18 protein-coding genes are annotated in these 21,013 nt (G+C 54.1%); 12 read left to right on the forward strand and 6 right to left on the reverse strand.

Annotation, left to right across the window (positions count from 1 at the left end):
• Nucleotides 1–8: 8 nt before the first annotated feature.
• On the reverse strand, nt 9–317 hold the full coding sequence (locus ACQE3Z_RS09895; protein WP_426973629.1) for a PTS lactose/cellobiose transporter subunit IIA: 309 nt from the start codon (nt 315–317) through the stop codon (nt 9–11).
• A 182-nt stretch (nt 318–499) separates the two neighbouring features.
• Here ACQE3Z_RS09895 and ACQE3Z_RS09900 point away from each other — a divergent pair, with 182 nt between their 5' ends.
• The 7 genes from ACQE3Z_RS09900 to ACQE3Z_RS09930 all read left to right on the forward strand — a co-directional run bounded on the left by ACQE3Z_RS09900 (nt 500) and on the right by ACQE3Z_RS09930 (nt 7,404).
• Nucleotides 500–1,837, forward strand: a complete 1,338-nt coding sequence (locus ACQE3Z_RS09900; RefSeq protein WP_426973630.1) for a PTS sugar transporter subunit IIC — start codon at nt 500–502, stop codon at nt 1,835–1,837.
• Between the two features lie 9 nt (nt 1,838–1,846).
• Nucleotides 1,847–3,274, forward strand: coding sequence for a glycoside hydrolase family 1 protein (locus ACQE3Z_RS09905; protein WP_426973632.1), 1,428 nt, complete (start codon nt 1,847–1,849; stop codon nt 3,272–3,274).
• Between the two features lie 10 nt (nt 3,275–3,284).
• Nucleotides 3,285–3,602, forward strand: a complete 318-nt coding sequence (locus ACQE3Z_RS09910) for a PTS sugar transporter subunit IIB (protein ID WP_250650791.1) — start codon at nt 3,285–3,287, stop codon at nt 3,600–3,602.
• Between the two features lie 76 nt (nt 3,603–3,678).
• Nucleotides 3,679–4,452, forward strand: coding sequence for an FCD domain-containing protein (locus ACQE3Z_RS09915; protein ID WP_426973634.1), 774 nt, complete (start codon nt 3,679–3,681; stop codon nt 4,450–4,452).
• Nucleotides 4,449–4,907 (forward strand): GNAT family N-acetyltransferase, encoded by a 459-nt coding sequence (locus ACQE3Z_RS09920; protein ID WP_426973636.1) that lies wholly within the window; start codon nt 4,449–4,451, stop codon nt 4,905–4,907. Before ACQE3Z_RS09915 ends, ACQE3Z_RS09920 begins: the two co-directional genes overlap by 4 nt.
• A gap of 949 nt (nt 4,908–5,856) precedes the next feature.
• Nucleotides 5,857–6,954, forward strand: a complete 1,098-nt coding sequence (locus ACQE3Z_RS09925) for a hypothetical protein (protein ID WP_426973638.1) — start codon at nt 5,857–5,859, stop codon at nt 6,952–6,954.
• 12 nt (nt 6,955–6,966) lie between these two features.
• Nucleotides 6,967–7,404 carry a hypothetical protein gene (locus tag ACQE3Z_RS09930; protein ID WP_426973639.1) on the forward strand — a complete coding sequence of 146 codons (438 nt, stop codon included), beginning with the start codon at nt 6,967–6,969 and terminating at the stop codon, nt 7,402–7,404.
• Between the two features lie 487 nt (nt 7,405–7,891).
• On the opposite strand, the gene galR is transcribed toward ACQE3Z_RS09930, so the two are convergent.
• On the reverse strand, nt 7,892–8,893 hold the full coding sequence (galR, locus tag ACQE3Z_RS09935) for an HTH-type transcriptional regulator GalR (protein WP_426973640.1): 1,002 nt from the start codon (nt 8,891–8,893) through the stop codon (nt 7,892–7,894).
• Between the two features lie 184 nt (nt 8,894–9,077).
• On the opposite strand from galR, the gene ACQE3Z_RS09940 reads away from it, so the two are divergent.
• The 4 genes from ACQE3Z_RS09940 to lplT all read left to right on the forward strand — a co-directional run bounded on the left by ACQE3Z_RS09940 (nt 9,078) and on the right by lplT (nt 16,734).
• Entirely contained in the window at nt 9,078–11,354 is a 2,277-nt protein-coding gene (locus ACQE3Z_RS09940) for a molybdopterin guanine dinucleotide-containing S/N-oxide reductase (RefSeq protein ID WP_426973641.1), read from the forward strand.
• A gap of 182 nt (nt 11,355–11,536) precedes the next feature.
• Nucleotides 11,537–13,258, forward strand: coding sequence for a penicillin-binding transpeptidase domain-containing protein (locus ACQE3Z_RS09945; protein WP_426973642.1), 1,722 nt, complete (start codon nt 11,537–11,539; stop codon nt 13,256–13,258).
• Nucleotides 13,259–13,393: 135 nt separating this feature from the next.
• A complete protein-coding gene (gene aas, locus ACQE3Z_RS09950; RefSeq protein WP_426973643.1) occupies nt 13,394–15,535 on the forward strand; it encodes a bifunctional acyl-ACP--phospholipid O-acyltransferase/long-chain-fatty-acid--ACP ligase in 2,142 nt (713 codons plus the stop codon).
• Complete coding sequence (gene lplT / locus ACQE3Z_RS09955; protein WP_426973645.1) at nt 15,532–16,734, forward strand: lysophospholipid transporter LplT; 1,203 nt, start codon at nt 15,532–15,534, stop codon at nt 16,732–16,734. The genes aas and lplT overlap by 4 nt, the downstream gene beginning before the upstream one ends.
• Before the next feature lie 40 nt (nt 16,735–16,774).
• On the opposite strand, the gene ACQE3Z_RS09960 is transcribed toward lplT, so the two are convergent.
• The 4 genes from ACQE3Z_RS09960 to mutH all read right to left on the reverse strand — a co-directional run bounded on the left by ACQE3Z_RS09960 (nt 16,775) and on the right by mutH (nt 19,794).
• Entirely contained in the window at nt 16,775–17,815 is a 1,041-nt protein-coding gene (locus ACQE3Z_RS09960; protein WP_426973646.1) for an NADP(H)-dependent aldo-keto reductase, read from the reverse strand.
• A gap of 163 nt (nt 17,816–17,978) precedes the next feature.
• Nucleotides 17,979–18,194 carry a YgdI/YgdR family lipoprotein gene (locus tag ACQE3Z_RS09965; protein WP_085070310.1) on the reverse strand — a complete coding sequence of 72 codons (216 nt, stop codon included), beginning with the start codon at nt 18,192–18,194 and terminating at the stop codon, nt 17,979–17,981.
• A gap of 138 nt (nt 18,195–18,332) precedes the next feature.
• Nucleotides 18,333–19,043, reverse strand: coding sequence for a TerC family protein (locus tag ACQE3Z_RS09970; RefSeq protein WP_426973648.1), 711 nt, complete (start codon nt 19,041–19,043; stop codon nt 18,333–18,335).
• Nucleotides 19,044–19,110: 67 nt separating this feature from the next.
• A complete protein-coding gene (gene mutH / locus ACQE3Z_RS09975) occupies nt 19,111–19,794 on the reverse strand; it encodes a DNA mismatch repair endonuclease MutH (protein ID WP_426973649.1) in 684 nt (227 codons plus the stop codon).
• A gap of 685 nt (nt 19,795–20,479) precedes the next feature.
• Here mutH and rppH point away from each other — a divergent pair.
• Nucleotides 20,480–21,007, forward strand: coding sequence for an RNA pyrophosphohydrolase (rppH, locus tag ACQE3Z_RS09980; protein WP_085070316.1), 528 nt, complete (start codon nt 20,480–20,482; stop codon nt 21,005–21,007).
• Nucleotides 21,008–21,013: the final 6 nt, after the last annotated feature.

Raw genomic sequence — 21,013 nt, forward strand, 5'->3', positions numbered from 1 at the left:
CCTGCTTTTTACGCCAGCAGCTCTTTACGCAGTAATACGATCTCTTCTGCCAGATCCCGGCAGAGCATAGCGTTCATCAAATGATCCTGCGCATGTACCAGGATCAAGGTCACCGGTAACTTTCCTTCGCCCTCATCAGCCCCGATCAACTGCGTTTGAATGCGATGCGCCGCTTTAGAGGCTTCTGCCGAGGCAGTCAGCGCCTGGTCCGCCTGCTGCCATTCACGTCGACGCGCTGCCTGAATAGCGCTCATTGCATGAGAACGCGCCTCGCCAGCGTTAATCAGCAGTTCCATGATGACCTGTTCAAAATCCATACTCACCTCGATTATTGGTATACCAGATTTGGGTTAATCATCATATTGGAATACCAAATAAGCGAACTGCGCTAAAGCTCACAGAAAAAAGCGTGCATTCGGCTAATTTTGGTATGCCATATCAGGGAAGGGTTGGGTTGTCACAACAGGACGATTACTCACTTACCCTGAGGTTATTGCTTATGTCTCTACAGGATCGACTGATTGACTCGCTGGGGAGCTTCGCCACGCGCTTTAACAGCTATCGCTATATTATGGCGATCAAAGCGTCTTTTATTACGCTGATGCCGGTGATTATCGTGGGCGCTTTTTCAGTGCTGATCTCTAATATGGTGCTGGATGCTAAAAACGGCCTGGCCAGTTTCCAGGCGCTCTCTTTCCTGGCCGATCTCAAACCCATTACCACCAGTATTAACTACGCCACGCTCAGCTTCCTGAATATCGGCGCGGTATTTTTAATCGGTATTGAGCTGGGGCGGATTAACGGCATCAAAACGCTGTTTCCCGGCCTGCTGGCGGTAATCTGCTTTATTGCCGTTACGCCGACCACGCTGCAGATGATGGTCGACGGGCAGATGCGGCTGGTTACCGATGTGCTGGCGAAGCAGTTTTCTGATACCAAAAGCCTGTTTCTCGGTATGTTTATCGCTATCTTATCGGTAGAAATATATTGTCGGCTGGAAAATGTTGAGCGGCTAAAAATCAAAATGCCCGATACCGTGCCGCCCAATGTTTCCGCCTCTTTCTCTGCGTTGATCCCGGCGATCATTACCGTGTCGGCTATCGCCACCTTCGGCTTTATTTTCCATCGGGTCAGTGGACTCTACCTCTACGATGCGGTTTATCGTGTGGTGCAACAGCCGCTGGAATCGGTGGTGCAGAGCCTGTGGGGCATTTTACTGCTGATGTTTGTCGCCCAGCTGTTCTGGGTGATTGGCATTCATGGCAATCAAATGATTAAACCGATCCGTGAGCCGCTGTTGCTGGGAGCGATTCTGGTGAACATGAACGCCTTCGAGCAGGGAAAAGAGGCACCCAATATCATTACCATGCCGTTTTGGGATGTCTATATGAGTATTGGTGGCTCTGGCCTGACCATCGGCCTGCTGACGGCGGTGATGCTGGCAACCAAACGTAAAGAGATGCGCGAGATCGCCAAGCTTTCGTTTGGACCAGGGTTGTTTAATATCAATGAGCCGGTAATTTTCGGTATGCCGATTATGTTGAATCCTATCCTGGCGATCCCTTTCATTATTACGCCGCTGGTAACCGGCACCATCGGCTATTTCGCGACGCTCACGGGGTTTGCGGGTAAAGCGGTGGTGATGGTGCCCTGGACAACGCCGCCGATTATTAATGCCTGGCTCTCTACCGCCGGTTCAATGGGCGCGGTGGTAACCCAGCTGGTGTGTATTGTGGTTTCGGTGCTGATCTATCTGCCGTTTGTCAAAATTGCCGCACGCCGCGCCGAAGCCGCCGAGGCGAAAGCCCTGCAGCAGCCAGAACTGGCGCAGTCTTAAGGAACAGAGATGAGCAAAGTCACTATCGATATTCCCGTGGATTTTATGCTGGGCGCGGCGGCGTCCGCCTGGCAAACCGAAGGCTGGCACGGTAAGAAGGCGGGGCAGGACTCTTATCTGGATGCCTGGTATCAGCACGATCGACATGTCTGGCATAACGGCTACGGCCCGGCGGTAGCGACCGATTTTATCAATCGCTATCGGGAAGATGTGGCGCTAATGAAAGCCTGTGGGCTGACGCACTATCGCACCTCTATTAACTGGTCGCGCTTTCTGCTGGATTATGAAACGGCGGAAGTGGATGAGGAGTACGCCCGCTATTACGACAGTCTGCTTGATGAGATGGAGGCCAGTGGCATTGAGCCGATGCTCTGCCTGGAGCATTACGAGCTGCCGGCGACGCTACTGGAAAAGTATGGCGGCTGGGGCGCGAGAAAGGTGGTGGATCTCTTTGTTCGCTACGCGGAGACGGTGTTTGCGCGCTATGCCCATCGGGTTAAACGCTGGTTTGTGTTTAATGAACCCATTGTGGTGCAAACCCGCGTATACCTTGACGCGCTGCGCTGGCCGTATCAGCAAAGTACCGCGACCTGGATGCAGTGGAATCATCATAAAAATCTGGCGACCGCGCGCGTTGTGGCGCTGTTTCGCGCCGGAGGCTGGCCGGGCAGCATCGGAACGATTTTAAACCCGGAGGTAACCTGGCCGCGTTCCAGCGCGCCGCACGACAGACATGCCGCAGAGATGTATGACCTGTTCTACAACCGGGTGTTTCTCGATCCAGCGATCAAAGGCGAGTACCCGCCAGCGCTGTTGCAGCTGTTAGCGCAGCATCAGGTTGCGTGGGAATACAGTGATGAAGATCTGGCATTGATCGCGGCGCATCGCGTCGATGAAGTGGGGTTGAATCTTTACTATCCGCATCGGGTAAAAGCGCCGTCGCGCGCCTGGCCTGCCGAAACGCCGTTTCATCCCGCTCGTTATTATGAGCCGTTTGAGCTGCCGGGCCGCAGGATGAATCCGTCACGCGGCTGGGAGATTCAGCCACGCATTGTGGCGGATATCGCCTGCCGGATGCGTGATGAGTACGGCAATTTTCCGTGGTTTATTGCAGAAAACGGCATGGGAATTGAGAACGAAGCGCGTTTCAGGAATGCACAGGGTGAGATTCAGGACGATTACCGCATCGATTTTATCGCTGAGCATTTATATGAAGCATTACTTGCCCGTCAGGCGGGCATTAACTGTCGGGGCTATATGCTGTGGGCTTTTACCGATAACGTTTCGCCAATGAACGCCTTTAAAAATCGCTATGGCCTGATTGAAATCGATTTAGAGAATCAGCGTCAGCGACGCATGAAGAAGTCAGCGCGCTGGTTTCGCCAGCTGCGTGATAGCCGCCAGCTGACCCTGACGCTGGATGATCAACCCCGATAAGGAGCCGAAAATGAAACGTATCATACTGGCCTGCGCTGCAGGTATGTCGACCTCAATGGTGGTGACGCGCATGGAGAAAGAGGCGGCGGCACGCGGCCTGAACTACCAGATTTATGCTATTCCGGAGCAAGAGTTGCGCGAGGAGCTACAAAACTATGCTGGCGAGGTAGCCGTGGTGCTGCTGGGGCCGCAGGTGCGTTTTAAGCTGGAGGAGAACCGTAAGCTGACCGACAGTCAACGGATCCCGATCGCAGTGATCGATACGCTGGCTTACGGCACGCTAAATGGCGCAAAAGTACTCGATCAGGCGCTGGCTTTGATAAACTAGCGACGTGTTGCCATCTGTTGTTACCGGTTAATCAGGCGCTACGGGATGGTGTAGTCAACGGACTAAGGGTGATGAAGTGGATAAGGGCGCAGCGCCGCAAGAGAGAAAGCAGTATCAGGAGATTGGCGAACATTTGCGCCAGCAGATTGTGGCCGGGCTTTATCCGGTTGGCTCACGCTTACCGCCGGAGCGCCATCTTGCTGAGACGTGGGGCGTGAGCCGAACCATCGTTCGCGAGGCGTTGCTGATGCTGGAGCTGGAGGGAACGGTCGATATTCGTCAAAGTTCTGGCGTGTATGTGATGCGTATTCCCAGCGCCAGCAGCGATGAAGAGGAAGCTTTTTTCCGCAGCGATGTCGGCCCATTTGAGATGTTGCAGGCGCGTCAGCTGCTGGAGAGCAATATTGCCGCTTTCGCTGCGCGCATGGCGACCAAAGCCGATATTGAAAATTTACGCCGCACGCTGGAACAGGAGCAGCGCGCAATTGCGCTGGACGATACCAGTCAGGATAACGATCGCTTGTTTCATCTTTTGCTGGCGGGTGCGACGCAGAATCAGATGCTGATGGATACGGTAAAAAGTATCTGGCGGCATCATGAAAATAATCTGCTGTGGCAGCAGTTGCGCAGGCATATTGAGACGCGCAGTTACCGTTTGAAGTGGCTGAGCGATCATCAGACGATTCTGGCCGCTTTGCGGCGACGCGATGTGATGGGAGCCTGGCAGGGAATGTGGCAGCATCTGGAGAATGTGAAGAATACGCTGATGGAGCTGTCGGATGCCGATGCGCCAGATTTTGATGGTTATCTGTTTGAGTCAGTACCAATTTTTCAGGGTAAGCTGGTATGAGCCGCTGGCATATTGTTCCGTTATCTGAGGCTCCGCAGTATCAGCCGCAGCTGGTGGAGTGGCTGTGGCAGGCGTTTGGCGATCAGCAGAGCCGCGCTTTTTTCGCCAGCGTGATAGAGAGCAGCGTGCGCGGCGCTGATTTCCCGCAGACGTTTGTGGCGCTGGATGGCGTTCGTGCCGTGGGGACGGTAGGCGTCTGGCGTTGCGATTTGATTAGCCGTCAGGATCTTTTTCCGTGGCTGGCGGCATTGTATGTGGATGAAAGCGCGCGCGGCAGTGGGTTAAGCGCGGCGCTGCAAAGTTATGCTGAAGCCTGGTGTCGGGCACGGGGTTTTCCGGATCTCTATTTGTATTCGTTGTGTGCGGATTATTACGAGCGTTTTGGCTGGCGTTATATCGGCGATGCGTTGGATTATCCGGATGTGGTGGTTCGCTTGTATCACAAGGCGCTGTGATAAGCGTTAGCGCGCGCGGGGGTTCACTCTGTTCGGTGTCTGGCTGAGTTTAGGGTGATTTCAGTCTGTTCGGCGGCTGGCTGGGTTAAGGGTGGTTTCAGTCTGTTCGGCGGCTGGCTGAGTTTAAGGTGGTTTCAGTCTGTTCGGTGGCTGGCTGAGTTTAGGGTGATTTCAGTCTGTTCGGTGGCTGGCTGAGTTTAAGGTGATTTCAGTCTGTTCGGCGGCTGGCTGAGTTTAGGGTGATTTCAGTTCGCTCAGCGGCGGGCAGGCGCTGCGTAAAGACGTCGTGAACCCATCCCTGGGGACTCCGCCGCGTCATCCCTGACGCGGAGGCTTTACTCCGCTACCTGCCCGCCGCTTCACTTGCTATTGTGCCTTTTGCTGCCGCCTTACTGACTCCTGTGCTTGTTTGCCATCGCCTTACTGGTTTTGATTTTTAAAAGGTTAAGTAAAGATAGCGGGATATAAGGGGAATGAGAGGGACGGGCAGAGTAGGCGGGCCTCCCGCGGCAGGGAAGGCGCGGCGGAGGCCCCAGGGATGGGTTTATGCCGTCCCGCCGGAACTGCCCGTCCCTCTCGTGACCGGCACCAGTAGCCTTGTTTTGACCAGCACCAGTAGCCTTGTTTTGACCAGCACCAGTAACCCTCTCGTGACCGGCATCAATCAACTTTTTCGTAACGGGAAAACATCACATTCGATATATCGTTGTGCTAGTCTTTAAAGTGGCTAAAATTAATATTTATTACAACTTATATGGTTGGTTTTAATATCCATTCTGGATTACCTTTTCATATAAACTATACCCGTTATTATTTGCAGTAAATATATGATTCAACCCATTATTCTGAAAGTGCGTTCGGGTTAAAAGAATAGATTATTCTGGCTTGAAGCAAATCCATTAATTATGTAATGGTTGGATCAGTTATTTTTACCATAAGGATATGGTGTGTGAGTTTCAGCCTGCCCGGAAACGATGTTTATTACCTGCCGCGTGACGATTTGTCACCAGAAAGATATGAGAAAATAACCAGCCCTGTTTTTTCCTGGTCCAGAATTAAAGATAAATATGTTTTTAATGACCGCCAGACGCTGAATTTTAAGCTGATTAATATGTATGAGCGCGACTTTAACGGTTATACCAACCAGCCGCCGCCGCATGGGCCGCGTGAGCAGGAAAAGCTACAAAGAATGGTATTCAGCGGCGAGGTGGTGATGCTCGGTGGGTTTTCTTTCGCAAAGGGAAGGCTGTTTTATATTGATGAGCACGGCGCACTGATTTGCCGCGACCCGCTGGCGTTTAAGTTTGACGGAGCGCGGGCTATTATCCGGGAATATAACCGGTCGGTTGCCCGCCGCGACTACAGAAAACGGGGCGGAAAACCGCGTCCCACGGTGTTACCTGCCCGCCAGACCCAAATAAAGCAGCCCACGCCGCTGAGCACTATCAACAGCAAAGCCGCCGGACGGCTGCTGGCGGCAGGTGGAATTTATAACGGCAACCCTGAAGGGTTCAGGCTGATCGCGCAACAACTGGGAGGCGAGGCACCCGCCGGTTATGACCAGATAATGTCGGATCAGACCAAAGGTTTGCTTATAACAGGTGCTTCGATAGCCGCTGGCTTAACGATGGGAAGAATATCTCCCGAGGTTTTTCACTCTTCTATAAAAACGAAGAGTGCAGCGGTTAAAGCTATGAATAAAATCGAAGGAGAAAGGGTAAAACTTAAAAATTTTGGTAATGTTAGCGACTTCATTTTTACACAATCAGCCAACCTTAACAGAAAGTTAGGAGTCAAGATTGGACAAGGACGTTTACCTTATGAGGCAAGTAAAGCTGGCATTGAGCAGGCAAAAGAAATAGTGAAGGAAACGTTAGAAAACGCAACGCAGATTAGCACGATCCTCCCCAGTTCCTCTGTCCGGGGTAAGTATGATTTAATCCATGTCTATAGTGAAAAGACAAACAGTACCGTAAGTTTAAGAGTTCTATCTGATGATAAATATGATTTTGATACCTTAATTCCTGAAAGGTCATCGAAATTTTAAAAGGGGGAGTGTATGTTGGCTAATGAATATTTTAAAGATTTTAGGTTTCGTTCTTTTTACATAGAGGATGAGATGGTTTGTCGGATGCTTGTGTTGTTTTTCCAGTGTTCTGATTCTGGTTGGGTATCGTTAAGTATTGATGAAGGCGTTTTAACCTGGACATATGAAAAAACAGAACCCGAACTTAGGGATATCAAAGATATTGACGATGAATTTGCCTGGCCGGTACAGACAGCTAATGAATTAGCCAGTTACGTTGGCAAGAAGATAACTGATATCTATGAGTACAAGCTGGAAGGAATTGAGGAAGGGAGTATTGGTGTCTATTTTGAGTGTGGAAATAAAGGGTTTAGCGTGTTAGAGCATGAGGGATGCTTGTTTTTGTTTGATGGCGTGTATTACGTTGCTCAGGGAAAAATTTTGCTATCCAGGTTAGCTCTTTCAATTTGAATGTCATGTGCTTTCTGTGGTGCTTTGGTTTTGTTCGGCTTCAGGGCTGAAGTTTAGGGTGGTTTCAGTCTGTTCGGTGTCTGGCTGAGTTTAGGGTGATTTCAGTCTGTTCGGCGGCGGGCAGGCGCTGCGTAAAGACGTCGTGAACCCATCCCTGGGGACTCCGCCGCGTCATCCCTGACGCGGAGGCTTTACTCCGCTACCTGCCCGCCGCTTCACTTGCTCTTGTGCCTTTTGCTGCCGCCTCACTGACTCCTGTAATTGTTTGCTGCCGCCTTACTGGTTTTGATTTTTAAAAGGTTAAGTAAAGATAGCGGGATATAAGGGGAAGGAGAGGGACGGGCAGAGTAGGCGGGCCTCCCGCTGCAGGGAAGGCGCGGGCGGAGGCCCCAGGGATGGGTTTATGCCGTCCCGCCGGAACTGCCCGTCCCTCTCGTGACCGGCACCCGTAATGTTTTATATAACCGGCATCTGACAAAGCCCAACCTCAGCCTGGCGGGCTAACAGAATGCCTGCGTACCAGCGTTGGGTTAAACGTATTCGTCACCTCCGGCAGCGGCTGATTATTTGCTAACGCTAATGCCAGCTCGGCAGCCTGCTGCGCCATCGTCACAATCGGGTAACGGATAGTGGTTAAACGCGGACGTACATAGCGCGACACCAGCACATCATCAAAGCCAATTAACGACATCTCCTCCGGCACGCGAATACCATTATCACTCAGCACGGCTAACGCACCCGCCGCCATCGAATCGTTATAACAGGCGACGGCGGTAAAATTCCGTCCACGCCCTAACAGCTCTGTCATCGCCTGCTCGCCGCCTACCTCGTCCGGCTCGCCAAACGCCACCAGCCGGTCATTACAGGGCAAACTGTGCTCCTTCAGCGCATCGTAATAACCCTGCAAACGCTCCTCGGCATCGGAAATCGTATGCGTCGAACAGATAAAGGCGATCTGATCGTGGCCCTGCTGAATCAAATGCCGCGTTGCCAGCCAGGCACCATAACGATCGTCCAGCGCAATACAGCGCTGCTGAAAAGCAGGCAAAGAGCGGTTAAGCAGCACCATGCCTGGCATCTGCTGCATCAGCTTCTCCAACTCCTCGTCAGGGATCTTCTTGGCATGTACCACCAACGCTGCGCATCGATGACGCATTAGCTGCTCAATCGCCTGCCGCTCTTTAACTTCATTGTGATAACCATTACCAATCAGCAAAAAATTGCCGGTCTGCCAGGCAATCTCATCAACGGCCTTCACCATCGCACCGAAAAACGGGTCGGAAACATCACCAACAACTAAACCAATGGTCTCCGTCGACTGTTGCGCCAGCGCACGCGCATTAGCGTTCGGGTGATATTGCAACGCTTCCATCGCGCTAAATACCGCCAGACGAGAATTTTCACTGGCCTTGGGCGAATTATTGATAACGCGAGAGACAGTGGCGACAGAAACACCTGCCAGTTTGGCGACATCCTTTATCGTAGCCATGAATAGAGAACCTTCCGGGGTAAACGTTTACACATACCAAGAGTGTTGCGGAAAAGACCCGCAAGTTCAACCGCACAGAATGTCAGCCCCGTCGCAAAGCGCGCCGATTATTGCGCTTTTATTTTTCATGCGGGAAAAGCTACCATGCCTCTCTTTTCCTTTCGCTGACGCCTGCACCCGCACCATGACGATCAAAAAAGTTCCACATCTCGCCCACTGGGGCGCCTTTACCGCCGTAACCGAAAACGGCCGCCTTACCGGCTGCGAACCCTTTTTTGCCGACAGTAATCCTTCACCGATGCTGCAAACTATCCCGCAACTGATCTATTCGGACAAACGTATTCAGCAGCCGATGGTGCGTCGCTCCTGGTTAAAGGCGCGGGAAAACAGCGATCGCACGCTGCGTGGACGTGAGGACTTCATCGCGGTGGGCTGGGAAACTGCGCTTGATCTGGTGGCAGAGGAAAACCAGCGCGTGCGCGAGCGTTACGGCGCCAGCGGCATCTTCACCGGATCCTATGGCTGGTCTTCAGCTGGACGGGTAAACCATGCGCGAACGCTGGTCCGACGCTTTTACTTCAACGGCGGCGGCGGGGTTGATCAAATAGGTAACTACAGTTGGGGCTCTGCACAATTCTTCCTGCCTTATGTAATCGGCACTTATATGCCGCTGACCGGACGCGTAACCGACTGGCCGAGCGTTATCGAACATGCGGAAGTGGTGTTGGCCTTTGGCGGCCTGGCGCTGAAAAATGCGCAGGTTGCATCGGGCGGAGCGGGCGAACATACCCTGAAACCAGCCCTGGAGCAGCTGGCGCGAAAAGGCACACGCGTTATTAACGTCAGTCCGCTACGCGATGATTGTCCCGCCTTCCTGAATGCCGACTGGATCGCGATTCGCCCTAACACGGATGTCGCTCTGATGCTGGCGCTGGGGTATGAAATTGAACGCCTTGGCGCGGCGGATCGTGACTTCCTGAATAGTCACTGCGTTGGTTATCCGCAGCTGCGGGAGTATCTGCTGGGACAAAGCGACGGCATAGCGAAAACGCCGCAATGGGCCAGCGCCATTACCGGCGTGCCGGCGGAACGCATCGCCGGGCTGGCGCGTCAGCTGGCGGGTAAACGCAGCTTTATCACCTGTTCCTACGCCGTACAGCGCGCACATCGCGGTGAACAACCCTACTGGATGATGATTGCGCTCTCCGCCATGCTGGGACAGCCGGGCCTGCCGGGTGCGGGCTTCTCGTTTGGGCATGGATCCATGAACAGCGTAGGCAACCCCAGAATCGATACGCCTGCACCGCAGTTGCCCACCGGACCCAACCCGGCCGGGCTGGCGATCCCGGTTGCGCGCATCTGCGATATGCTGCTGCAACCTGGCGAAAGCTATGCCTTTCAGGGAGCAACGCATCGCTATCCAGATATTCATCTGATGCACTGGGCGGGCGGAAATCCTTTCCATCATCATCAGCAGCTCAACCGGCTGGTAGAGGGCTGGCAGCGGCCAGATACGGTTATTGTGCAGGACATTGTCTGGACGGCGGCGACAAAAATGGCCGATATCGTCCTGCCAGTGACCACTACCCTTGAGCGTAACGACATTGGCGGCTCTTCGCGCGATCGCTATGTTTTTGCCATGCATCAGGCGGTTGCCCCACAGCATCAGGCGCGTAACGATTTCGATATTTTCGCCGATCTGGCTGAGCGCCTCGGCTATCGCGAGCGCTTCACTGAAAACCGTAATGAGATGCAATGGATCGCCCATCTTTACCAGCAGTGCGGTGAAGCGCAGCAGCGCAAAGGGGTGCAGTGGCCGTCATTTGAGCAGTTCTGGCAGCGCGGCTATGCCGAGGTGCCAGCCAGCGAGCGCGACTATGTTTTTATGTCTGACTTTCGCGCCGATGCTCAGGCCAGCCCGCTGAAAACACCCAGCGGAAAAATTGAGCTATTTTGTCAGGCTATTGCGGATTTCCAACTGGACGACATGGCGGGGCATCCGGAGTGGCGTGCACCGCAGGAGTGGCTGGGCAGTGAACAGGCGGATCGTTTTCCACTGCATCTGATCTCTGTTCAGCCCGCAGATCGCTTGCACAGCCAGCTGGATGCGACACCAAACGTCCAGGCGAATAAAACCGCCGGTCATGAAACGCTGTGGATGCATCCGCAGGATGCAACGGCACGCGGCATCAGCGATGGCGATGAAGTCGAGGTGTTTAACGCGCGCGGCATGATGCTGGCCGGTGTGCAACTGAACCCCGGCCTGGCACCCGGCGTGGTGGTCATCTCTACCGGCGCCTGGTTCGACCCGGGCTTTGGCGGAGCCTGGCAACCCTGGGATCGCGCCGGGAATCCTAATGTTCTGACGCTGGATATTGGCACCTCGCTATTAACGCAGGGGCCGAACGCAATGTCCTGCCTGGTAGAGATCTGTCAGCGGAAAACATTGCAAAAGAGCTGATAAATCACATAGCTGGTTACATTTTGCGGGCAACTGTTGCGAATCATTGATAGCCGCCCGTCTCTGCCGCTTGGTACATTTTAAGTCCCAGAGGTATTGATGGGTGAACATCAACAAGTTTTTGATTACACCAACCTGCGCAGATGCGCAGGTTTTTTTTGCCCGCATTAAGGTCATGGACCATGCCCCGCATACAAAAATTTCCTGGAAAAGATCAGATTAAAGCGCCGTTCAATCCGTTTCGGTTTCGCCTTATTTGTCTGGGGGTGGTGGGATGTCTGGCTGTTTTGCTGGCCCGCGTCGCCGATCTCCAGTTAATCAATCATCCAAGGCTGGAACACGAAGCGGATCAGCGTTCGTTGCGTACCGTTACTCTGCCTACGAACCGAGGCACCCTGCTGGATCGCAATGGTGAGACGCTGGCGCTTAGCGTTCCTTCACGCGATATCATTGCCGATCCGCAGCGCGTACTGGAAGCGCAACCCGATTTCACCAGCCCTAAATGGCAATATCTGGCTAATGCGCTTAATCAACGCCCGGAACAGATACAGCAGCAAATTACCGCCAACCCGCATCGCCGCTTCCTTTATCTGGGGCGTAAAATTGAACTGGGCATCGCCAAAGATATCAGCAAGCTGCATCTGAAAGGCATCAGCACCGTTTATAATGACAGTCGGTTTTATCCGATGAGCGAAGCGGCGGCACCGCTTATTGGCATTGTCGGCGCTGATAACACCGGCCTGAACGGGCTGGAAAAAGGCTACGACAAAGTGCTGCAGGGGCAGCCGGGTTTCGAGAAATATCGCCAGGATCGCGAAGGCAACATCATCGCAATGATCGATTATCAGCCGCCGAAACAGCCGCCCACCGTACAGCTCAGTATCGATAAGTTCGATCAGTACACGCTTTACAGCAAACTGCGAGATGGCGTGCTGCTGAATAAAGCCGATTCCGGTGCGGCGGTACTGGTAAAGATTGATACCGGGGAAATCCTTGGGATGGCCTCTTATCCGTCATTTAACCCGAACAACTATGCGGACGTCTCGCCTGCCCAGATGCGCAACGTGGCGATCAATGACAGCTTTGAACCCGGCTCCACGGTAAAACCATTGGTGGTAATGGAGGGGCTGGAGCGTGGCCTGGTGCGGCCTGATTCCGTGCTGGATACCACGCCGTACCGCGTTAACGGTCACCTGATCCGTGACGTTGGCCACTGGCCGCGCCTGACCATGACCGGCATCCTGCAAAAATCGAGTGACATCGGCGTATCGCACATTGCGCTGGCGATGCCGGCAGAAGCGCTGGTAAATACCTATCACGCTTTCGGTCTTGGCAAGCCCACCGGCCTTGGGCTCACCGGCGAAAGCGTCGGCTATTTTCCGCTGCATCGTCAGCGCTGGGCTGATATTGAACGCGCAACCTTTTCGTTTGGCTATGGATTACGCGTAACGCCGTTACAGATCGCCCGTGAATATGCCACGCTGGGCAGCTACGGTATTTACCGACCGCTTTCCATTACCAAAGTTACGCCGCCGGTACTGGGTAAGCAGGTCGCTAATCCGGAAACGGTAAAAACGGTGGTGCATATGCTGGAAAGCGATGTGCTGCCGGGCGGCACCGGGATCCGTGCGGCGGTGTCAGGCTATCGGTTAGCCACCAAAACCGGTACGGCAGAGAAAATGGGCAGTAGCGGTAAATATGATGGCGGTTACGTTAACTACACCGCTGGCATTGCGCCCGCCAGCGATCCGCAGGTGGCTCTGGTGGTGATGATTAACCATCCAACCGCCGGCGATCACTTTGGCGGCTCGGTCGCCGCGCCGATTTTCGGCAACATCATGGGGCCGGTACTGAAACATATGAACATTGCTCCTGATGCGCTGGTAAACGCCGCCTCACATTAATATATCCTTGCTCTTCGATATGATAAAAACCGTGCAGCCAGTGAGACTGCGCGGTTTTTTAATCTCTTAGCGTTGAGTTCAGCGTGCCTTTGCTGCATGGTTATAACCAGTTTTTTCGGCTGCTAAGGAGCTGGCATGCTTTTTAATTTCTTCCGTTTTCTGTTTCGTCTGCTGTGGCGCGTGCAGCTGCGCGGCGATCTCTCCGGGTTGCGCAAAGAAAAGGTGCTGATTGCGCCTAATCACGCGTCGTTTCTGGACGGAGCCTTGCTGGCGCTGTTCCTGCCGGTAAAACCGGTTTTCGCCGTCTATTCCAGCATCAGCGATAAGTGGTATATGCGTCTGCTTAAGCCGATGGTGGATTTTGTACCGCTCGATCCTACGCGGCCTATGTCGCTTAAATATCTGGTGCGCACGCTTAATGAAGGGCGTCCGGTAGTTATCTTCCCGGAAGGGCGCATTACCATCACCGGCTCTTTAATGAAAATTTACAGCGGCGCTGGCTTTGTCGCGGCTAAATCGCAGGCGACGGTGGTGCCGATGCGCATCGAAGGCGCGGAATATACGCCTTTTGGCCGACTCGGCGGCATCTTCAAGCGTCGCCTGTTCCCGCGTATTACCCTGACGGTACTGCCGCCCACCCTGATACCCATGCCCAATGCGCCGCGCGCCCGCGATCGTCGCGCGCTGGCCGGTGAGCACTTGCATCATATTATGATGGAAGCACGCATGGCGGTGCGTCCGCGCGAAACCTTGTTCGAGGCTCTTCTTAGTGCCCGTACCCGCTACGGCTGGTTTAAGCGCTGTATCGAAGATATTAATTTTGCGCCGGACAGTTATACCGGGCTGCTAAAAAAATCGCTGGGCGTGGGGCGCATTCTGGAGCGCTACACGCAGTCGGGCGAATATGTCGGCCTGCTGCTGCCGAATACCACCGTGACCGCCGCCGCTATTTTCGGAGCCACGCTGCGCGCACGCGTACCGGCAATGCTGAACTATACCGCCGGGGTAAACGGCCTGACCAGCGCGGTGACCGCCGCCCAAATAAAAACCGTTTTCACCTCACGGCAGTTTCTGGATAAAGGCAACCTGTGGCATCTGCCGCAGGGGATCCCGCAGGTTCAGTGGATCTTCCTTGAGGATCTGAAAGATACGCTGACAGGTAAAGATAAGCTGTGGATCCTGGCGCATCTGCTGCTTCCCCGGCGCGCGATGCTGCCGCAGCGGGCGGAAGATGCGGCGATGGTGCTGTTCACCTCCGGCTCGGAAGGCAACCCGAAAGGCGTGGTCCACTCCCATAAAAGCCTGCTGGCGAACGTGGAACAGATTCGTACCGTTGCGGATTTTACGCCGCGCGATCGCTTTATGGCCTCGCTGCCGTTGTTCCATGCATTCGGCCTGACGGTTGGCCTGTTTACGCCGCTGTTTACCGGCGCGCAGGTGTTTTTATATCCCAGCCCGCTGCACTATCGCATCGTGCCGGAGCTGGTCTATGACCGTAACTGCACCGTGCTGTTTGGTACCTCAACCTTCCTTGGCAACTATGCTCGCTTCGCCAACCCCTATGATTTCGCCCGCCTGCGCTATGTGGTCGCCGGAGCGGAGAAACTGCAGGAAAGCGTGCGTCAGCTCTATCAGGAGCGCTTCGGGATCCGCATTCTTGAAGGCTACGGCGTTACCGAGTGCGCGCCGGTGGTATCGATTAACGTACCGATGGCGGCAAAACCGCATACCGTTGGCCGTCTGCTGCCGGGTATGGATTCACGACTGATGTCAGTGCCGGGCATTGAGCAGGGCGGGCGGCTACAGCTGCGCGGGCCGAATATCATGAATGGTTATCTGCGCGTGGAGCGTCCCGGCGAGCTGGAGCCGCCAGTGGCCGACAATGGCGAAGGCGTGATGGAGCCGGGCTGGTATGACACCGGCGATATCGTCAGCTTTGATGAGGGCGGCTTCTGTCAGATTCAGGGCAGGGCGAAACGCTTTGCGAAAATTGCAGGCGAAATGGTTTCTCTGGAGGTGGTTGAGCAGATCGCGCTGAAAGCCTCACCGGAGAAACAGCACGCCGCCGCCATTAAGCCGGACGGCAATCGTGGCGAAGCGCTGGTACTGTTCACCACCGACCGCGAACTACAGCGCGATCGCCTGCAGCAGGCGGCCCGAGAACTGGGCGCGGCAGAGCTGGCGATACCGCGAGATATTCGTTTCCTGCAACAGCTGCCGCTGCTGGGCAGCGGTAAGCCCGATTTCGTCACGCTGAAAAAAATGGTGGAAGAATGACACTCCCCGTGCATGGATCTTCATTAATGTCGCGCGGCATGCTGGCGGTAATTGTTGCCCAGTTTTTCTCCGCTTTTGGTGATAACGCGCTGCTGTTCGCAACGCTGGCGCTGCTGAAAAACCAGCACTATCCCGACTGGAGCCAGCCGGTGCTGCAGATGGTATTTGTCGCTACCTATATTCTGCTGGCGCCTTTTGTGGGCCAGATGGCAGACAGTTTTGCCAAGGGACGGGTAATGATGTTGGCGAACGGCCTGAAACTGCTGGGCGCGCTGGTGATCTGCTTTGGCTTCGATCCATTTGTCGGTTATGCGCTGGTGGGCATCGGCGCGGCGGCCTATTCACCTGCCAAGTACGGCATTCTTGGTGAGATCACCAATGGCGAACAGCTGGTGAAAGCCAACGGCCTGATGGAGGCCTCTACCATTGCGGCGATCCTGCTGGGATCGATGGCGGGCGGCGTACTGGCGGACTGGCACCTGCTGGCGGCGCTGTTCGCCTGTGTGGTGGCCTACGGGCTGGCGGTCGCCGCCAACCTGTTGATCCCGAAGCTGCAGGCGGCGCGTCCCGGTCAAAGCTGGCATCCGCTGGCGATGACGCGTAGCTTTTTTCAGGCGGCACGGCTGCTGTGGCGCAATGGTGAAACACGCTTTTCGCTGTTAGGCACCAGCCTGTTTTGGGGCGCGGGCGTAACGCTGCGCTTTTTGCTGGTGCTGTGGGTGCCGGTTGCGCTGGGCATCACCGACAACAAAACCCCCACGCTGTTGAATGCGATGGTGGCGATCGGCATCGTGATTGGCGCGGCGGCGGCGGCAAAACTGGTTACGCTGAAAACCGTCGGGCGCTGTATGCCTGCAGGCGTTCTGATTGGCGTCGCGGTAGTGATATTTGCGCTACAGCATACCCAGCCGAACGCCTATGCGCTGCTGATGGTCATCGGCGTACTGGGCGGCTTTTTTGTGGTGCCGCTGAATGCGCTGCTGCAGGAGCGCGGCAAACAAACGGTCGGCGCAGGCAACGCTATTGCGGTACAGAACCTGGGTGAGAACAGCGCCATGCTGTTGATGCTGGGCCTCTATTCACTGGCGATCCGCCTGGGTGCGCCGCCGGTCGCAACCGGCGTGGGCTTTGGCGCGCTGTTTGCGCTCGCTATCGCCATGCTCTGGGGCTGGCAGCTGGCGCAAAAGCGTCGCGGATAGAAAAGTAAGCAGGCGCAGCGTTTAACGCTGCGCCGCTGTTTTACGGCGCGGGATAGGTGTAGCGCCGATGAATCGCTTCCAGTTGTTCCAGTAGCTCACCGCTGAGCGTCAACTGGTAACTGTCAATATTGCTCTGCAACTGTTCAGGCGTCGTAGCGCCCAGCAGCGTGCTGGCGACAAAAGGCTGCTGACGCACAAAAGCCAGCGCCATCTGTGCCGGATCGATCCCGTGGCTGCGCGCCAGATCGACATATTCCGCTACCGCCTGTTGAGACTGCTCGCCGCTGTAACGCGTAAAGCGGCTAAACAAGGTATTTCGCGCCCCGGCCGGACGCGCGCCGTTCAGATATTTACCGCTAAGCGTGCCGAAAGCGAGGCTGGAATAGGCCAGCAGCTCGACGCCTTCATGCTGGCTAATCTCCGCCAGGCCCACTTCAAAGCTACGGTTGAGCAGGCTATAGGGATTCTGGATAGAAACAATACGCGGCAGCTCATGCTTTTCCGCCAGCTGCAGATAACGCATTACGCCCCACGGCGTTTCATTCGAGACGCCGATATAACGGATCTTACCGGCGCGCACCTGCTCGGCCAGCGCCTCCAGCGTTTCCAGCAGGGTAACCGGCACGCTGGTATCCGTGTACTGATAGCCCAGTTTGCCAAAACAGTTAGTTTGCCGCTGCGGCCAGTGCACCTGATAAAGGTCGATATAGTCAGTGTTCAGACGCTTCAGGCTGGCTTCCAGCGCCACGCGAATATTTTTGCGATCCAGCACCTGAGCCGGACGAATACCGGCGTCACTGCCGCGTGATGGCCCGGCAACTTTAGTCGCCAGTACGATTTTGTCGCGGTTGCCACGCGCCTTTAGCCAGTTGCCGATATAGCTTTCGGTCAATCCCTGCGTTTCCGGGCGTGGCGGAACAGGATACATTTCCGCGGTGTCGATGAGGTTAATGCCGCAACTAACGGCTAAATCCAACTGGGCATGGGCATCGGCTTCGCTATTTTGCTCACCAAACGTCATGGTTCCCAATCCCAGCTGGCTGACTTCCAGCGTACTATGGGGGATACGGTGATAGTGCATTTGCCGGCTTCCTTTTGTCATTATGGGGAAAAACTTGGCGGTGCGATTTCAACAAGCACCATTTCGACTATAGCGGGCAGTGACGAGAGGGGAAAGAGGAGAGTGATGGTTCAATTTATCGATAAGCGCCGGAGGCTGTTGCAAAGTCGGCGCTTATATCTGATTACCGCTCAATGATGGAAGAGACCTCATCACCATTGATCTGCATTTCATTACCGGCCTGATCGGTATATTTGACCAGCCCCGTATCTTTATCAATTTCCGGCTTGCCGTCAGTCATAATCATATGACCATCCTTAGTGGACATGACGTAACTGCTGCTGCAACCGCTTAACAGCATCATCATGGTCAACACAGCCACGCTGGTAATCCGCTTCATTATCTTTTCTCCTGGTGGTTATTCCAACTACACAGTGTAGTAATAAAATATTTACTGCCCAGGATTAATCGCAGGATTCTGAAAAAAGCGCGGGGAAGGAAATATCCGGTCGCAGCCGGATATATTGAGGAACAGCAATTACTGAACGGATTTCTTGCCACGCAGCAGATTAAGGCTCTCTACCGCCATTGAGAAGAACATCGCGAAATAGATATAGCCCTTCGGCACATGGATATTGAAGCTTTCCAGAATCAACGTGAAGCCGACCAGAATAAGGAACGCGAGCGCCAGCATTTTCACTGACGGATGGCGATCGACAAACTCCCCGATGCCTTTTGCCGCGAACATCATTACGCCAACCGCAACCACTACCGCAGCCATCATAATAAACAGATGGTCGGACAGACCCACTGCGGTAATCACCGAGTCGAGGCTGAAAATAATATCCAGCACCATGATCTGCACGATAGCCCCGAAGAAGGAGTGCACGTTCGTTTTATGCTCCTCATTATCCCCTTCGATGCTTTCATGGATCTCCATGCTCGATTTCCACAGCAGGAACAGACCGCCGCCAAGCAGAATTAAATCACGCGCGGAAAAGGAGTGATCAAACAGGGTAAACAGCGGGTCGGTGAGCTTAATAACCCATGCAATAGAGGCCAGCAGCCCTAAACGCATCAGCATCGCGCCCATCAGACCAATGCGTCGTGCGCTATTATGTTGATTTTTGGGTAGTTTTGCCACAACCAGGGAGAGGAAAATAATATTATCGATGCCCAGCACGATTTCAAGTATGGTCAGCGTGCCGAGGGCCAGCCAGGCATTGGGATCTGCAATCCAGTCAAACATTGTAACACTGCATCCTAAACGAAAGTTAAACGGTGATTATACGCATCGCCTCACACTCTGGAAAAAATTAAAGCAAAAAATGACGGGCCAGCAGCGGGGCGGTAAAACTTTTCTTCAGATAAAAACCGCGCGGCAGCGTCATAATCGGCTGACCATGCTCGCCAATGCCTTCAGTTAACGCCTTGCTGTTGGCCGCTTTGGGACGGATCTGCAACACCTCGCCGTGGCGGGCGGTGATGCGCTCCACCTGGCCTAATACAATCATATCCATCAGCTCTTCCCAGTCACGCTGTAGCAGCTCCTCTTCCTGCTGCGTCGGGCTCCACAGCAGCGGTGCGCCAACGCGTCGCGTCGCCAGAGGAATGGCTCGATCGCCTTCCACCGGGATCCACAGTACCCGTGCCAGCTTATGACGCACGTGGCTGTTTTCCCAGGTCACGCCGCTATTGCCGGTCAGCGGCGCAACGCAAACAAATGTGGTCTCCAGCGGGCGACCCTGCGCATCAACGGGAATTGTTTTTAACTCAACGCCAAGATGGGCAAAATCACGTTCCGGCTTGCTGCCGGCGCTGGCGCCAAGATACATCTCCAGCAGCATGCCGACCCAGCCTTTATCACGACGTAAATCCGCAGGCGTGGCGATACCAGCCTGCTGCGCCAGCTCGCCCAGCGAATAGCCTGCCAGCGCCTGCGCGCGCGCCAGTAATGTCTCTTCATCTGGCGGTGGCGTAGTGAGAAAACGTGGCTCCATATTTCCTCTGTTTATTGCTCAAAAAATAACCACCTCGTTTAGGTATCTTTTCGGTAGCCTGAGGGGCGGTACAACCAGGGAATAATAGCATGATAAATCTTGGGATTTTATTTTGCCGCGCAACAGGAAGAGCAAACGGCGTTGCTGTTTTACCCACATTGTCACCGGCAATGAACAGGATCTTACACCTGGTTATCCACAGAAACGTGGGATAACTCAGCTTTTTCTCGCATACTGTTTCCATTTACAGCCTTGACGCAGGGCTTTTTTACTGGGTGCAGCCATTTTGTGCATAACTTTATCGCATATTCTGTGGATAAAATCGGCGGTGGGCGATCTTTCGCCAGTAAAGGATCCTTGCGGGTATAAACAGTACGCTCAGGGCCTGAATTGCGGCTAATAATCACAGAAAAATGTTTAAAATAAATGATTTATGAGTATTGCGTCTGCCAGGTGTTTCTACGCTATTTCACGCTTTTCCCACTCGGTTACCATGTTCTGCACAAAGCTATCCACAGAAAAAGTGAATAAGATTGGGCTTTTTAGCCGTCAGCTGTTTATAACTATGATGAAAACTGTGAGTTATCCCCCTGTTATGCGTTATTCACAGCCGCAAGCAGTGGTTTACCGCCTGTAAGGAGTATGAAACAATCAGACTATCTGAATTTCAGTTTGAGGTAGTCCCGTGATCGACGATGATGGCTACCGCCCAAATGTTGGTATTGTAATCTGTAACAGACAGGGACAGGTATTGTGGGCCCGGCGTTTCGGACAGCACTCCTGGCAGTTTCCTCAGGGTGGCATTAATCCTGGCGAAACGGCGGAACAGGCCATGTACCGCGAACTCTTTGAAGAAGTCGGTTTGCACCGTAAAGATGTGCGCCTGCTCGCCTCTACCCGAAACTGGTTACGTTATAAGTTGCCGAAACGTTTGGTGCGTTGGGACACGAAGCCGGTATGTATCGGCCAGAAACAGAAGTGGTTTCTTCTGCAGTTGATGTGCAATGACGCAGATATCAACATGCAAACCAGCAGCACGCCAGAATTTGACGGCTGGCGCTGGGTCAGCTTTTGGTATCCGGTTCGTCAGGTTGTCTCCTTTAAACGCGACGTTTATCGCCGCGTGATGAAAGAGTTTGCCGCTGTGGTCATGCCATTGCAGGAGAGTGCAACGCAGCGCAATACGCCTGCTTATCGACGGAAAAGAGGTTAAGCCACG

It is taken from the genome of Pantoea sp. FN0307 (genome assembly GCF_050113815.1).
GTDB lineage: Bacteria > Pseudomonadota > Gammaproteobacteria > Enterobacterales > Enterobacteriaceae > Mixta > Mixta alhagi.